This window comes from Achromobacter pestifer (genome assembly GCF_013267355.1).
GTDB classification, from domain to species: domain Bacteria; phylum Pseudomonadota; class Gammaproteobacteria; order Burkholderiales; family Burkholderiaceae_B; genus Achromobacter; species Achromobacter pestifer_A.
In genome coordinates this window covers 267,431-284,353 of the sequence record NZ_CP053985.1, presented here as the reverse complement: position 1 = coordinate 284,353, position 16,923 = coordinate 267,431, and the positions used below count along the sequence as shown (strand labels likewise).

Genomic DNA, 16,923 nt, shown 5'->3' with positions numbered 1-16,923 from the left:
CAGCAATGCAGATGCTTGATGAAGAGTGCACCGCCGGGAAGGCCGTTGCCGGCCTTCCCGGGGCTTGCTGCTTAGCTGTGGTCGACGTTCAGCTTACCCTTCTGCAGCAGGTCGTTGATGATGGCCTGATTGTCCATCTGACCATTGTGCGTCAGGTCGACGTTTTCCAGCACGATCTTCTGATCCGCGCCCTGGGTGCCAAGCTTGCCCTGGGTGTTGATCTCGACAAGCGTGTTGTTGGCGTTGGCCGGATCCTCCGTGAAGTTCAGGTACTGCGACAGGTTGCCGTCCTTCTCGCCCACGAGCAGGTCCTTCAGGTCCAGGATGTCACCGCCGTCGGCCGGCTTGTCCATGGAGAAGTCCGTGATCCGGTCAACCGCCGGATTCGCGATCGTGCCCTGATCGTTGAGCTCCCAGCGGAAGGTATCCGAGCCCTCGCCGCCGGTCAGGACGTCGTGGCCCTTGCCGCCGATGAGTACGTCATTGCCCTTGCCGCCGTCCAGCGTGTCGTTGCCGTTGCCCGCCAACAGAATTTCACTGTCGTTGGTACCAGCCAGGTGGTTGCCCGACTGGTAGCTCACCGAGACGTTGGCAGTGTCGCTGTGGCCGTCGGCTGTCTGGATGGTGTACGAGCTGTTGGCGGTAGCGACGTCCAGAGTGACGTTGCTGTAGTCGACCTTCATTGTGAGCGTGTAGTTCTCCTCCGCAGTGGAGCCAGTGCCGTTTCCATTGTCGGGAATGTTGACGATGTGGATCTCGTAGTTGCCTGACTGTGTCACCGGGATCGTGCCGCCGTCGGCAACGACGGTGTATGGTCCAGTCGAGCCGGCCAGGCGGTACTCCATCCTGATCCAGTTGGGGTTGGTGAAGTTGTGATCCAAGGTCAACACTTCACCGGCGATCAGCGCAATGAACAGCGTGTCTTGATCGTTGCCATTATTAGCGCCAACTTTGTCCAGATAGCCCTTCACCACCAATTGGGCCTTGTCCGTACCCGCGCCGGTTTTCGTGAATTCACTGCGCGCGATTGACAGTTCCTTAGTGTTCTTGCCGGTGATTTCATAGGTCTTCAATGTACTACGCGTGAAGTCTTTACCCTGATCCCAACCGGTATTCACCGTCAGCGGCCCCATCGTCAGCGCACCCGTGCCCCGAACGTCGTTGGCCAGCAACGATCCGGACTGCACCGTGAGCTGCGTGCCCATGATGTTGGTGATGATCTTGTCATTCACCGCGTCCGGAGCCTGGTACACCGGCGCCGTCACGTTGACCGTGATGCTGGAGCTTGCCGTGTCGCCGTCGCCGTCCTGCACCGTGAACTGGATGGTGTCGGTGCCAGCCGTCTTCGGCACGTAGCGGTAGTCGCCCAGGTTGTCACCGGCCAGATCCAGCGTGAACTTGCCGTGCGCGGTGGTCACGGTCAGTTCGGACGTGGCGGCGTCGAAGCTGTATGTAGCGCCCGAGGTGGCGGTCACCTTGTTGGTTGCCACGTTGTAGCTGTACGTCTTGCCTTCGATGACCAGTTGCGTGATGCGCGCGCCGCTCAAATCGGCGCCCAATGTGCCGCCCGCGGCGATATCACCGATGATCGGGGGAGCAATGGTGCCTTCAATCGCTGTGTCGAGACCATTAAGGTCCTTCACGAGGATCGTGTTGCTGTCTGCGGGCCGGTCAGGGTTATAGGAGATCGGATCGATGTAGCCGCCGGTCGCGCCAGTACCCAGGCCGATGCCATAAGAGTTGATATGGTTGTCCGTGAGGAATTTTTCCCACGTCGTCTGCTGGGTGGAACTGACGGAACGGTTCGAATCGGGTTCTCCGTCGGTGAAGAAGTAGGAGATGTTCTGGACGTTGCCACCCTCCAGCTTGCCCGTGCCGGAGTTGTTCCAGGCATTCATGGCAGTGTCCAGCGCGGTCTGGTAGTTGGTGCCGCCGCCATAACCAAGGCCGCTCACCAGCGCCTTGGCTTCCGCCAGGGACATCCAACCGCCGCCCTTCTGCGAGGCAGAGGTATTGAATTCGACGATCATCACGCGCACGTCGCCGGCTTCGCCGTACTTGTCGAGCAGGTTGTTGACCGAGGACTTCAGTACCGCCAGGCGCGACAACTGCGTCCAACCGTTGTAGACACCGCTACCGTAATTCATGCTGCCAGACGTATCCAGCGTCAGCATGATGTTGGTGCCGTGCGAAGACAACGCCGAGCTTTCGGCGATCGGCTTGAGGCTGGGAGCCGTGTCGGTGATCAGCACACCCAGGTCGCCCGTCGCCTTGCCGCCGAACTTGTCTTCCACCGTAATCTGGAAGTGATCCTGCACGTTGGTGTCGTCACCGGTGTGCGACTGTTGGCCGCTGCTCTGGTATGTGTAGCTGACCTTGCCGGTCGACGGGTCGTAGCCGGTCAGCGTCAGCGTGCCCTTGCTGGTCGGCAGGGTAAGCGGGTTGTTCGCCAGGTCGGCCAGACGGTCCAGCGTCAGGGTGGCGTCGGCGTTACCCGGGCCATCGAGCGTCAGCGACTTCAGACCAGCGCCCGCCGTGATCGTGAATGTTCCGCCGTTGGATGCCAAGGCTTCCGACACGCTGATCGCGCCCGGCGCATCGAGGTTGTAGTCGTCGATGCTGAGGCTGGGGCCAGGAGGCTCCACGCCCGCCACTTCGAAGTGGCCATTGGTGTAGTCGCCGTCGGCATCCGTCACCTTGTAGGTGAAGTCGAGCTTGCCATCCGCGGTGCCTTGCATGGGCTGGTACTGATAGAACTCCCACTTGCCGGTGGCCGGCGTCAGGCGCATCTCGAAGACGAGGTTGCCCGACGGGTCGCGGCCTTCGATCAGGTTGCCATTGCTCAGCTTGACCGTAATGTTTGCGCCGTCGCGCGTCTTCAGGCCGCCTTCCGCGCCCGTCAGCTCCAGACGGCCTGCACCGTCGGCGCCGTAGCCGTAGTTCAGCGTGCCTTCGCCGTAGGCGATGGCCTGGACCGAATCGCTGCCCAGGAAGGTGATGCCGGTGACGGTGAAGTCGCTGTTGTCGCTGGACGAGTTCTTGTGGTTGTCCGTGGCCGAAATCACAATCGTGTCGAAGCCACCTTCCTCGACGCGGAAGTTTGCCGCATAGTCGCCGCCATTCTGGTCGGAGGTGAAGGTGCGTTCTGCAATCAGCACGCCATTGCGGTAGAACTTCGCAACACCGCTTTCCAGCTCGCCGCCATACATCGCACCGAAGTCGATGGTGGCGCCGTAGGCGACCTTGCCGCCGGTCAGGTGGATGGTCAGTTCTTCGGACGCACCCTTGCCGTCGGACGTCTTGCGATAGTCGATTTCATTGGCGATGTTGTGGTACGGCGCGTCCGTGCTTGCGACGCCCAGGCCAGACTTGCTCTGGTTGACCATGGCATCGATCAGCGTGACGTCGGATTTGGACGTGAAGCCCTTGGCCGTGACTTCAATCGCGCCATTGCCGAAGGTCATCTTCATCTGGCTGTCGCTGGTCTGGGTGCCAGCGAAGCTCACCTTGCCCGTGTAGACATCAGGGATGTTGGTGGTTTGCACCGAGACGGGGGCGTTCGGCTGCACCACCGGCGAGTCGTCCTCGATCGTGATGTTGATGTTGGTAGACACCGTCGGATTGACGCCATCCGACACCTTGACGCCGATCGACAGGCCCAGCGTGTCTTCACGCGAGGTGTCGGGGTGGTCAACCGGAGCCAGCAGCTTCACGTTGTAGGCGCCGTTATCGTCGATCTTGATGACGATGGCGTCCGTGCCGCCCGCGCGGCCCGTCAGCGTGTGGCCATTGTCGGACAGCGTCCAGACTATGGGCGTGCCGTGGGACGTCAGGGCGCCATTGGCGGGCGCAACCAGCGTAATGTTGTAGGCGGCGTTGTTGTCGTCGGTGATCGACAGTTGGCCGTTCGCCTGGGGCGAATCGGTCGTATCCGATGTGCCGTTGCTGTCTTTGATGCCACCAGCCAGGCCTTCTTCGGAGACGGCAGTGTTTCCACCTCCCACGACAGGCGGCTTGTTGATGTCGACGATTGCAGCATTGCCGCTGTCGGTGATGCCCGGGGGCAGCGCGGTGCCGCTGGCGGTGGCGCCGGTCAGCGTCGCCGTCAAGGTCATGCTCTCACGGCCTTCGTAAACGCCATCGGGCGTGGTCGGAACCGTGACGACGATGCCGCCGGTGGTGCCCGCGGGCACCTTGAAGCTGTAGGTGCCGTCGGCGTTGGCAGTGACGGTGACGGACTGGCCGCCGATGCTGACAGTGGGGACGCCATGGTCAGCCGCGGTGATCTCGCCGCCGAGCTTGAAGGTCAGCGTGGTTTCGGCATCAACCGCCTTGTCCAGGCTGACGTTGAAGTTCGCTGCGTTGCCTTCGATGACGTCGCCCGCGTCCTTGACATCCAGCTTGGGTACGTCAGCGCCCGGACCTTGGGTGTCGACGATGGCGGCGTTGCCGGTGTCGGTGATGCCCGGGGGCAGCGCGGTTCCGCTGGCGGTGGTGCCGGTCAGCGTGGCTTGCAGGGTCAGCTTCTCGCTGCCTTCGAAGACGGCGTCATTGTTGGTCGGGACCGTGACGACGATGCCGCCAGTGGTGCCGGCCGGAACGGTGACGCTGAAGGTGCCGTCGGCGTTGGCGGTGACGGTGACAGGATTGCCACCGATGGTGACCTTGACGGTACCGATGTCGTTGGCCTCGATCTCGCCGCCGAGCTTGAAGGTCAGCGTGGTGTTGGCGTCAACCGCCTTGCCCAGCGTGACGTTGAAGACGGCGTCGGAACCTTCGTTGACATTGCCCGGATCAGAGACGTCCAGGGTCGGGACATCGGCGCCCGGACCTTGGGTGTCGACGATGGCGGCATTGCCGGTGTCGGTGATGCCCGGGGGCAGCGCGGTGCCGCTGGCGGTGGTGCCGGTCAGCGTGGCTTCGAGGGTCAGCTTCTCGCTGCCTTCGAAGACGGCGTCGTTGTTGGTCGGAACGGTGACGACGATGCCGCCAGTGGTGCCGGCCGGAACGGTGACGCTGAAGGTGCCGTCGGCGTTGGCGGTGACGGTGACAGGATTGCCACCGATGGTGACCTTGACGGTACCGATGTCGTTGGCCTCGATCTCGCCGCCGAGCTTGAAGGTCAGCGTGGTGTTGGCGTCAACCGCCTTGCCCAGCGTGACGTTGAAGACGGCGTCGGAACCTTCGTTGACATTGCCCGGATCAGAGACGTCCAGGGTCGGGACATCCGCGCCCGGACCTTGGGTGTCGACGATGGCGGCATTGCCGGTGTCGGTGATGCCCGGGGGCAGCGCGGTGCCGCTGGCGGTGGTGCCGGTCAGCGTGGCTTCGAGGGTCAGCTTCTCGCTGCCTTCGAAGACGGCGTCGTTGTTGGTCGGGACCGTGACGACAATGCCGCCAGTGGTGCCAGCCGGAACGGTGACGCTGAAGGTGCCGTCGGCGTTGGCCGTGACGGTTACCGGTTGGCCGCCGATGGTGACCTTGACGGTACCGATGTCGTTGGCTTCGATCTCGCCGCCGAGCTTGAAGGTCAGCGTGGTGTTGGCGTCAACCGCCTTGCCCAGCGTGACATTGAAGACGGCGTCGGAACCTTCGTTGACATTGCCCGGATCAGAGACGTCCAGGGTCGGGACATCGGCGCCCGGACCTTGGGTGTCGACGATGGCGGCATTGCCGGTGTCGGTGATGCCCGGGGGCAGCGCGGTGCCGCTGGCGGTGGTGCCGGTCAGCGTGGCTTCGAGGGTCAGCTTCTCGCTGCCTTCGAAGACGGCGTCGTTGTTGGTCGGAACGGTGACGACGATGCCGCCAGTGGTGCCGGCCGGAACGGTGACGCTGAAGGTGCCGTCGGCGTTGGCGGTGACGGTGACAGGATTGCCACCGATGGTGACCTTGACGGTACCGATGTCGTTGGCCTCGATCTCGCCGCCGAGCTTGAAGGTCAGCGTGGTGTTGGCGTCAACCGCCTTGCCCAGCGTGACGTTGAAGACGGCGTCGGAACCTTCGTTGACATTGCCCGGATCAGAGACGTCCAGGGTCGGGACATCCGCGCCCGGACCTTGGGTGTCGACGATGGCGGCATTGCCGGTGTCGGTGATGCCCGGGGGCAGCGCGGTGCCGCTGGCGGTGGTGCCGGTCAGCGTGGCTTCGAGGGTCAGCTTCTCGCTGCCTTCGAAGACGGCGTCGTTGTTGGTCGGGACCGTGACGACAATGCCGCCAGTGGTGCCAGCCGGAACGGTGACGCTGAAGGTGCCGTCGGCGTTGGCCGTGACGGTTACCGGTTGGCCGCCGATGGTGACCTTGACGGTACCGATGTCGTTGGCTTCGATCTCGCCGCCGAGCTTGAAGGTCAGCGTGGTGTTGGCGTCAACCGCCTTGCCCAGCGTGACATTGAAGACGGCGTCGGAACCTTCGTTGACATTGCCCGGATCAGAGACGTCCAGGGTCGGGACATCCGCGCCCGGACCTTGGGTGTCGACGATGGCGGCATTGCCGGTGTCGGTGATGCCCGGGGGCAGCGCGGTGCCGCTGGCGGTGGTGCCGGTCAGCGTGGCTTGCAGGGTCAGCTTCTCGCTGCCTTCGAAGACGGCGTCGTTGTTGGTCGGGACCGTGACGACAATGCCGCCAGTGGTGCCAGCCGGAACGGTGACGCTGAAGGTGCCGTCGGCGTTGGCCGTGACGGTTACCGGTTGGCCGCCGATGGTGACCTTGACGGTACCGATGTCGTTGGCTTCGATCTCGCCGCCGAGCTTGAAGGTCAGCGTGGTGTTGGCGTCAACCGCCTTGCCCAGCGTGACATTGAAGACGGCGTCGGAACCTTCGTTGACATTGCCCGGATCAGAGACGTCCAGGGTCGGGACATCGGCGCCCGGACCTTGGGTGTCGACGATGGCGGCGTTGCCGGTGTCGGTGATGCCTGCGGGCAGGTCCACGCCACTGGCGGTCTTGCCGGTCAGCGTGGCTTCGAGGGTCAGCTTCTCGCTGCCTTCGAAGACGGCGTCGTTGTTGGTCGGGACCGTGACGACAATGCCGCCAGTGGTGCCAGCCGGGACGGTGACGCTGAAGGTGCCATCGGCGTTGGCGGTGACGGTGACCGGATTGCCGCCGATGGTGACCTTGACGGTACCGATGTCGTTGGCCTCGATCTCGCCGCCGAGCTTGAAGGTCAGCGTGGTGTTGGCGTCAACCGCCTTGCCGAGCGTGACATTGAAGACGGCGTCGGAACCTTCGTTGACATTGCCCGGATCGGAGACGTCCAGGGTCGGGACGTCAGCGCCCGGACCTTGGGTGTCGACGATGGCGGCGTTGCCGGTGTCGGTGATGCCTGCGGGCAGATCAACACCGCTGGCGGTCTTGCCGGTCAGGGTGGCTTCGAGGGTCAGCTTCTCGCTGCCTTCGAAGACGGCGTCGTTGTTGGTCGGGACCGTGACGACGATGCCGCCAGTGGTGCCAGCCGGAACGGTGACGCTGAAGGTGCCATCGGCGTTGGCGGTGACGGTGACCGGATTGCCGCCGATGGTGACCTTGACGGTACCGATGTCGTTGGCCTCGATCTCGCCGCCGAGCTTGAAGGTCAGCGTGGTGTTGGCGTCAACCGCCTTGCCCAGCGTGACATTGAAGACGGCGTCGGAACCTTCGTTGACATTGCCCGGATCGGAGACGTCCAGGGTCGGGACATCGGCGCCCGGACCTTGGGTGTCGACGATGGCGGCGTTGCCGGTGTCGGTGATGCCTGCGGGCAGATCCACGCCACTGGCGGTCTTGCCGGTCAGCGTGGCTTCGAGGGTCAGCTTCTCGCTGCCTTCGAAGACGGCGTCGTTGTTGGTCGGGACCGTGACGACAATGCCGCCAGTGGTGCCAGCCGGAACGGTGACGCTGAAGGTGCCATCGGCGTTGGCGGTGACGGTGACCGGATTGCCGCCGATGGTGACCTTGACGGTACCGATGTCGTTGGCCTCGATCTCGCCGCCGAGCTTGAAGGTCAGCGTGGTGTTGGCGTCAACCGCCTTGCCCAGCGTGACATTGAAGACGGCGTCGGAACCTTCGTTGACATTGCCCGGATCGGAGACGTCCAGGGTCGGGACATCGGCGCCCGGACCTTGGGTGTCGACGATGGCGGCGTTGCCGGTGTCGGTGATGCCTGCGGGCAGATCCACGCCACTGGCGGTCTTGCCGGTCAGGGTGGCTTCGAGGGTCAGCTTCTCGCTGCCTTCGAAGACGGCGTCATTGTTGGTCGGAACCGTGACGACGATGCCGCCAGTGGTGCCAGCCGGGACGGTGACGCTGAAGGTGCCATCGGCGTTGGCCGTGACGGTTACCGGTTGGCCGCCGATGGTGACCTTGACGGTACCGATGTCGTTGGCCTCGATCTCGCCGCCGAGCTTGAAGGTCAGCGTAGTGTTGGCGTCAACGGCCTTGCCCAGCGTGACGTTGAAGACCGCGTCGGAACCTTCGTTGACGTTGCCCGGATCAGAGACGTCCAGCGTCGGGACATCGGCGCCCGGACCTTGGGTGTCGACGATGGCGGCGTTGCCGGTGTCGGTGATGCCTGCGGGCAGATCAACACCGCTGGCGGTCTTGCCGGTCAGGGTGGCTTCGAGGGTCAGCTTCTCGCTGCCTTCGAAGACGGCGTCGTTGTTGGTCGGAACCGTGACCACGATGCCGCCAGTGGTGCCAGCCGGGACGGTGACGCTGAAGGTGCCATCGGCGTTGGCCGTGACGGTTACCGGTTGGCCGCCGATGGTGACCTTGACGGTACCGATGTCGTTGGCCTCGATCTCGCCGCCGAGCTTGAAGGTCAGCGTAGTGTTGGCGTCAACGGCCTTGCCCAGCGTGACGTTGAAGACCGCGTCGGAACCTTCGTTGACGTTGCCCGGATCAGAGACGTCCAGCGTCGGGACATCGGCGCCCGGACCTTGGGTGTCGACGATGGCGGCGTTGCCGGTGTCGGTGATGCCTGCGGGCAGGTCCACGCCACTGGCGGTCTTGCCGGTCAGGGTGGCTTCGAGGGTCAGCTTCTCGCTGCCTTCGAAGACGGCGTCGTTGTTGGTCGGAACCGTGACGACGATGCCGCCGGTGGTGCCAGCCGGGACCTGGAAGCTGTAGGTGCCGTTGCCGTTGTTCACCAGGGTGACCGGGTTGCCACCGATGGTGACCACGGGCGCGCCGATGTCATCGGACTCGATGTCACCACCCAACTTGAAGGTGATGGTGGTTTCCGCGTCGACGGCCTTGCCGAGCGTGACGTTGAAGACCGCGTCGGAACCTTCGTTGACATTGCCCGGATCAGAGACGTCCAGGGTCGGGACATCCGCGCCCGGACCTTGGGTGTCGACGATGGCGGCGTTGCCAGTGTCGGTGATGCCTGCGGGCAGGTCCACACCGCTGGCGGTCTTGCCGGTCAGGGTGGCTTCGAGGGTCAGCTTCTCGCTGCCTTCGAAGACGGCGTCGTTGTTGGTCGGAACCGTGACCACGATGCCGCCGGCGGTGCCAGCCGGGACCTGGAAGCTGTAGGTGCCGTTGCCGTTGTTCACCAGGGTGACCGTGGTGCCACCGATGGTGACCACGGGCGCGCCGATGTCATCGGACTCGATGTCACCACCCAACTTGAAGGTGATGGTGGTTTCCGCGTCGACGGCCTTGCCGAGCGTGACGTTGAAGACGGCGTCGGAACCTTCGTTGACATTGCCCGGATCGGAGACGTCCAGGGTCGGGACATCCGCGCCCGGACCTTGGGTGTCGACGATGGCGGCGTTGCCGGTGTCGGTGATGCCTGCGGGCAGATCAACACCGCTGGCGGTCTTGCCGGTCAGCGTGGCTTCGAGGGTCAGCTTCTCGCTGCCTTCGAAGACGGCGTCGTTGTTGGTCGGAACGGTGACGACAATGCCGCCGGCGGTGCCAGCCGGGACCTGGAAGCTGTAGGTGCCGTTGCCGTTGTTCACCAGGGTGACCGTGGTGCCACCGATGGTGACCACGGGCGCGCCGATGTCATCGGACTCGATGTCACCACCCAACTTGAAGGTGATGGTGGTTTCCGCGTCGACGGCCTTGCCGAGCGTGACGTTGAAGACGGCGTCGGAACCTTCGTTGACATTGCCCGGATCAGAGACGTCCAGGGTCGGGACATCGGCGCCCGGACCTTGGGTGTCGACGATGGCGGCGTTGCCGGTGTCGGTGATGCCTGCGGGCAGGTCCACACCGCTGGCGGTCTTGCCGGTCAGGGTGGCTTCGAGGGTCAGCTTCTCGCTGCCTTCGAAGACGGCGTCGTTGTTGGTCGGAACCGTGACGACGATGCCGCCGGTGGTGCCAGCCGGGACCTGGAAGCTGTAGGTGCCGTTGCCGTTGTTCACCAGGGTGACCGGGTTGCCACCGATGGTGACCACGGGCGCGCCGATGTCATCGGACTCGATGTCACCACCCAACTTGAAGGTGATGGTGGTTTCGGCGTTGACTGGCTTGCCCAGCGTGACGTTGAAGACAGCGTCGGAACCCTCGTTGACGTTGCCTGGATCGGAGACGTCCAACGTCGGAGCGTCGCCGCCCGGGCCCAGGATGTCGACGATGGCGGCGTTGCCGATATCGGTGATGCCGCCAGGCAAGGCGATGCCGCTGGCGGAGGCACCGGTCAGCGTGCCCGTCAAGGTCAACTTCTCGCTGCCTTCGAATACTCCATCCGCGGCGGTCGGGACGGTGACGACGATGCCGCCGGTGGTACCGGCCGGGACGGTGACGCTGAACGAACCGTCGGGGTTGCTGGTAATCGTGGCAGTCTGGCCGCCGATGGTGACCTTGACGGTACCAATGTCGCTGGCCTCGATTTCACCGCCGAGCTTGAAAGTGAGCGTGGTGTCGGCGTCGACCGCCTTGCCCAGGCTGACATTAAAGACGGCATCGGAGCCTTCATTGACGGTACCGGCGTCGTCCACATTCAGCGTTGGGACGTCGGCGCCCGTGCCGTGGTCGTCAACGATGACGGCAGTGCCGGTATCGGTGATGCCTGCGGGCAGGTCAATGCCGCTGGCGCTCTTGCCGCTGAGCGTGGCTTCGAGGGTGAGGTTTTCACGGCCTTCGAAGATGGCGTCATCGTTGGTCGGAACGGTGACCACGATGCCGCCGGTGGTGCCAGCCGGGACCTGGAAGCTGTAGGTGCCGTTGCCGTTGTTCACCAGAGTGACGGTCGTGCCGCCGATGGTGACCACGGGCGCGCCGATGTCGTCGCCCTCGATGTCGCCACCGAACTTGAAGGTGATCGTGGTTTCCGCGTCGACGGCCTTGTCCAGCGTGATGTTGAACGTGGCGTCGGTGCCTTCGTTGACGTCGCCCGGGTTGGACACGTCCAGCTTGGGCACGTCGGCGCCCGTGCCGTGGTCGTCAACGATGACGGCGGTGCCGGTATCGGTGATGCCTGCGGGCAGGTCAATGCCGCTGGCGCTCTTGCCGCTCAGCGTGGCTTCGAGGGTGAGGCTTTCACGGCCTTCGAAGACGGCGTCATCGTTGGTCGGAACCGTGACGACGATGCCGCCGGTGGTGCCGGCCGGAACCTGGAAGCTGTAGGTGCCGTTGCCGTTGTTCACCAGGGTGACGGTGGTGCCGCCGATGGTGACCACCGGTGCGCCGATGTCGTCGCCCTCGATGTCGCCACCGAACTTGAAGGTGATCATGGTTTCAGCGTCGACGGCCTTGTCCAGCGTGATGTTGAACGTGGCGTCGGTGCCTTCGTTGACGTCGCCCGGGTTGGACACGTCCAGCTTGGGCACGTCGGCGCCCGTGCCGTGGTCGTCAACGATGACGGCGGTGCCGGTGTCGGTGATGCCTGCGGGCAGGTCAATGCCGCTGGCGCTCTTGCCGCTCAGCGTGGCTTCGAGGGTGAGGCTTTCGCGGCCTTCGAAGACGGCGTCATCGGTGGTCGGAACGGTGACGACGATGCCGCCAGTGGTGCCGGCCGGAACCTGGAAGCTGTAGGTGCCGTTGCCGTTGTTCACCAGGGTGACGGTGGTGCCGCCGATGGTGACCACCGGTGCGCCGATGTCGTCGCCCTCGATGTCACCGCCGAACTTGAAGGTGATCGTGGTTTCAGCGTCGACGGCCTTGTCCAGCGTGATGTTGAACGTGGCGTCGGTGCCTTCGTTGACGTCGCCCGGATTGGACACGTCCAGCTTGGGCACGTCGGCGCCCGTGCCGTGGTCGTCAACGATGACGGCGGTGCCGGTATCGGTGATGCCTGCGGGCAGGTCAATGCCGCTGGCGCTCTTGCCGCTCAGCGTGGCTTCGAGGGTGAGGCTTTCGCGGCCTTCGAAGACGGCGTCGTCGTTGGTCGGAACGGTGACGACGATGCCGCCAGTGGTGCCGGCCGGAACCTGGAAGCTGTAGGTGCCGTTGCCATTGTTCACCAGGGTGACGGTGGTGCCGCCGATGGTGACCACCGGTGCGCCGATGTCGTCGCCCTCGATGTCACCGCCGAACTTGAAGGTGATCGTGGTTTCAGCGTCGACGGCCTTGTCCAGCGTGATGTTGAACGTGGCGTCGGTGCCTTCGTTGACGTCGCCCGGATTGGACACGTCCAGCTTGGGCACGTCGGCGCCCGTGCCGTGGTCGTCAACGATGACGGCGGTGCCGGTATCGGTGATGCCTGCGGGCAGGTCAATGCCGCTGGCGCTCTTGCCGCTCAGCGTGGCTTCGAGGGTGAGGCTTTCACGGCCTTCGAAGACGGCGTCGTCGTTGGTCGGAACGGTGACCACGATGCCGCCGGTGGTGCCAGCCGGGACCTGGAAGCTGTAGGTGCCGTTGCCGTTGTTCACCAGGGTGACGGTCGTGCCGCCGATGGTGACCACCGGTGCGCCGATGTCGTCGCCCTCGATGTCACCGCCGAACTTGAAGGTGATCGTGGTTTCAGCGTCGACGGCCTTGTCCAGCGTGATGTTGAACGTGGCGTCGGTGCCTTCGTTGACGTCGCCCGGATTGGACACGTCCAGCTTGGGCACGTCGGCGCCCGTGCCGTGGTCATCAACGATGACGGCGGTGCCGGTATCGGTGATGCCTGCGGGCAGGTCAATGCCGCTGGCGCTCTTGCCGCTCAGCGTGGCTTCGAGGGTGAGGCTTTCACGGCCTTCGAAGACGGCGTCATCGTTGGTCGGAACCGTGACGACGATGCCGCCGGTGGTGCCGGCCGGAACCTGGAAGCTGTAGGTGCCGTTGCCGTTGTTCACCAGGGTGACGGTGGTGCCGCCGATGGTGACCACCGGTGCGCCGATGTCGTCGCCCTCGATGTCACCGCCGAACTTGAAGGTGATCGTGGTTTCAGCGTCGACGGCCTTGTCCAGCGTGATGTTGAACGTGGCGTCGGTGCCTTCGTTGACGTCGCCCGGATTGGACACGTCCAGCTTGGGCACGTCGGCGCCCGTGCCGTGGTCGTCAACGATGACGGCGGTGCCGGTATCGGTGATGCCTGCGGGCAGGTCAATGCCGCTGGCGCTCTTGCCGCTCAGCGTGGCTTCGAGGGTGAGGCTTTCGCGGCCTTCGAAGACGGCGTCGTCGTTGGTCGGAACGGTGACCACGATGCCGCCGGTGGTGCCAGCCGGGACCTGGAAGCTGTAGGTGCCGTTGCCGTTGTTCACCAGGGTGACGGTCGTGCCGCCGATGGTGACCACCGGTGCGCCGATGTCGTCGCCCTCGATGTCACCGCCAAACTTGAAGGTGATCGTGGTTTCAGCGTCGACGGCCTTGTCCAGCGTGATGTTGAACGTGGCGTCGGTGCCTTCGTTGACGTCGCCTGGATTGGATACGTCCAGCGTCGGGACGTCGGCGCCCGGATTGGGGTTGCCCGGATCCGTGCTTTCGGTGTCGACGATGACGGCGGTGCCGGTATCGGTGATACCGGAGGGCAGGTCCGCGCCGCTGGCGGTCTTGCCGCTGAGCGTGGCTTCGAGGGTGAGGCTTTCGCGGCCTTCGAAGACGGCGTCGTCGTTGGTCGGAACCGTGACGACGATGCCGCCGGTGGTGCCAGCCGGAACCTGGAAGCTGTAGGTGCCGTTGCCGTTGTTCACCAGGGTGACGGTCGTGCCGCCGATGGTGACTACCGGTGCGCCGATGTCGTCGCCCTCGATGTCACCGCCGAACTTGAAGGTGATGGTGGTTTCCGCGTCGACGGCCTTGTCCAGCGTGATGTTGAACGTGGCGTCGGTGCCTTCGTTGACGTCGCCCGGATTGGATACGTCCAGCGTCGGAACGTCGGCGCCCGGATTGGGGTTGCCCGGATCCGTGCTTTCGGTGTCGACGATGACGGCGGTGCCGGTATCGGTGATGCCGGAGGGCAGATCGACGCCGCTGGCGCTCTTGCCGCTCAGCGTGGCTTCGAGGGTGAGGCTTTCGCGGCCTTCGAAGACGGCGTCGTCGTTGGTCGGAACCGTGACGACGATGCCGCCAGTGGTGCCGGCAGGCACCTGGAAGCTGTAGGTGCCGTTGCCGTTGTTCACCAGGGTGACGGTCGTGCCGCCGATGGTGACCACCGGTGCGCCGATGTCGTCGCCCTCGATCTCGCCGCCGAACTTGAAGGTGATCGTGGTTTCAGCGTCGACGGCCTTGTCCAGCGAGATGTTGAACGTGGCGTCGGTGCCTTCGTTGACGTCGCCCGGGTTGGACACGTCCAGCTTGGGCACGTCGGCGCCCGTGCCGTGGTCATCAACGATGACGGCGTTGCCGGTATCGGTGATGCCTGCGGGCAGGTCAATGCCGCTGGCGCTCTTGCCGCTCAGCGTGGCTTCGAGGGTGAGGCTTTCACGGCCTTCGAAGACGGCGTCATCGGTGGTCGGAACGGTGACCACGATGCCGCCGGTGGTGCCAGCCGGAACCTGGAAGCTGTAGGTGCCGTTGCCGTTGTTCACCAGGTTGACCGTGGTGCCGCCGATGGTGACCACGGGCGCGCCGATGTCGTCGGCCCCGATTTCGCCACCCAGCTTGAAGGTGATGGTGGTTTCGGCGTCGACGGCCTTGCCCAGCGTGATGTTGAACGTGGCATCGGAGCCTTCGTTGACATCGCCCGGGTTGGAAACGTCCAGCGTCGGGACGTCGGCGCCCGGATTGGGGTTGCCCGGATCCGTGCTTTCGGTGTCGACGATGACGGCATTACCCGAATCGGAGATGCCCGACGGCAGCGTGCCGCTAGACGTTTCTCCGGTCAAGGTGGCCGTGAGCGTCATTTGCTCACGGCCTTCGAAGACTGCGTCATCGTTGGTCGGAACCGTGACGACGATGCCTCCCGTGGTGCCGGCGGGAAGCGTGAAGCTGTAGGTGCCGTCGGCATTCGCGGTGACCTGGACGGTCTGGCCGCCGATGGTGACCGTCGGCGCGCCGTGGTCGGCGGTTTCGATCTGGCCGTCCAGCTTGAGCGTGACCGTGGTGTCCTTGTCGAGGTCGACCGTGTTCTGCAGGCTGATGTTGAACGTGGCCGAGGAACCTTCGTTCACGTCGCCAGCGTCGGAGACCGTAATCGTGGGTACGTCGAGGACCGGCGTGACGCCAATATTGATGGTCGAAGTGGCTTTGCCGCCTTTGCCGTCGTCGACGATGACCGTGAACTGGTCAGGACCGTTGTAATTCTCGTTCGGCGTGTAGGTATATTCACCCGTGGTCGGGTTGAACACCAGCGTGCCATTCTCCGGCTGCTTTTCGACCGTGTAGGTCAGGTTGTCGCCATCGACGTCGGTGCCGACGACCTTGCCGCTGACGGGCTGTTCCTCGGGCGTCGTATGCTCATAGTTGGGAACCAGCGGTGCGTCATTGACGGGGGTGACGCCTATCTCGATGACGGAAGTGGTCTTGCCGCCGTGGCCGTCATCGACGATGACCGTGAACTGATCGGGTCCGTTGTAGTTTTCGTTCGGCGTGTAGGTGTACTCGCCGGTGGTCGGATTGAATTCCAGCTTGCCGTGCTCGGGCTGCTTGTCGACCGTGTAGGTCAGCGTGTCGCCATCGGGATCGGTGCCGGTGACCTTGCCGCTGACGGGCTGGTCTTCCGGCGTGGTGTGCTGATAGTTGGGCGCCACGGGCAGATCGTTGGTGCCGGTGATCGTCACGGTGAGCGTGGCGGTCGAGGTGGCACCCGACGGATCGGTAATCGTGTACGAGACCGTGCTGGTGGCCGTTTGACCTTCGCCCAGCGACTTGTATTCACCACGCGGGTCGAACACATAGGAGCCGTCGGGAGCGATCGTGAATACGCCGCCATTGGAGCCCGGCACCGTCAGGCCGCCGCTGCCCATGGGACGGCCGTTGACGGACACAAGCGCCAGCGGGTCGCCATCGGGGTCGCTGTCGTTCGTGAGCATATTGCCGCGGACCAGGGCGTCTTGCAGGCCGCCGGCCGCATCGTCGCGCGCCTGGGGCGGGGTGTTGACGGCGCCAGTGCCAGTGTCTTCGTCCGAACCGGCGCCTGCGCCCGAAAGGCGAGGCAGCACGTCGTTGCCGCGGGCCGGGTTCGGATAGGCCAGGTCCAGGGGCGTGGTGACTTCAAGAATGCGGGCGAGGCGGACGAAACTGCTGCCGCCGTTGTCGCCGCCGCCTGCCACAACGGCAGCGGTCGGATCCAGTTCGTCGAACGGATCGCGACCCGCCTGCAGGGCAGCCAGCAGGCGTTCGGAGTCGGTGCCCGTCGGCGGGGCGACGGAAGCTTCGGACGGATCGGCCAAGGGGCCAGCCGCGTCCCCATTTAGCGCCACTTCACGGTTCTCGCCGATCATCAGCGGCATGCCGTTTTCGACTTGCAGCGCGACCGTTGCTCCGGAGGCGGTGACTACATCGCTGCCGGCGGGGACCTTGCTGCCTTCGTGCAGTTCGGTCAGGGAGCCGTCGCTATTGCGTATCCACGCGCGACCAGTGATTTCAGTGACGATAGCAGGGGAGGAGTTGGCCATTTTGGATCCATGAAAGGAA

1 protein-coding gene is annotated in these 16,923 nt (G+C 64.4%); it reads right to left on the bottom strand.

Features of this window, described 5'->3' with window-relative positions:
* Positions 1-71 precede the first annotated feature (71 nt).
* A complete protein-coding gene (locus FOC84_RS01775; RefSeq protein WP_173142919.1) occupies positions 72-16,904 on the bottom strand; it encodes a retention module-containing protein in 16,833 nt (5,610 codons plus the stop codon).
* Positions 16,905-16,923: the final 19 nt, after the last annotated feature.

Bases quoted from the DNA above. Each gene is read 5' to 3' on its own strand.
- FOC84_RS01775 (WP_173142919.1), bottom strand. From the start codon at position 16,904: ATGGCCAACTCCTCCCCTGCTATCGTCACTGAAATCACTGGTCGCGCG.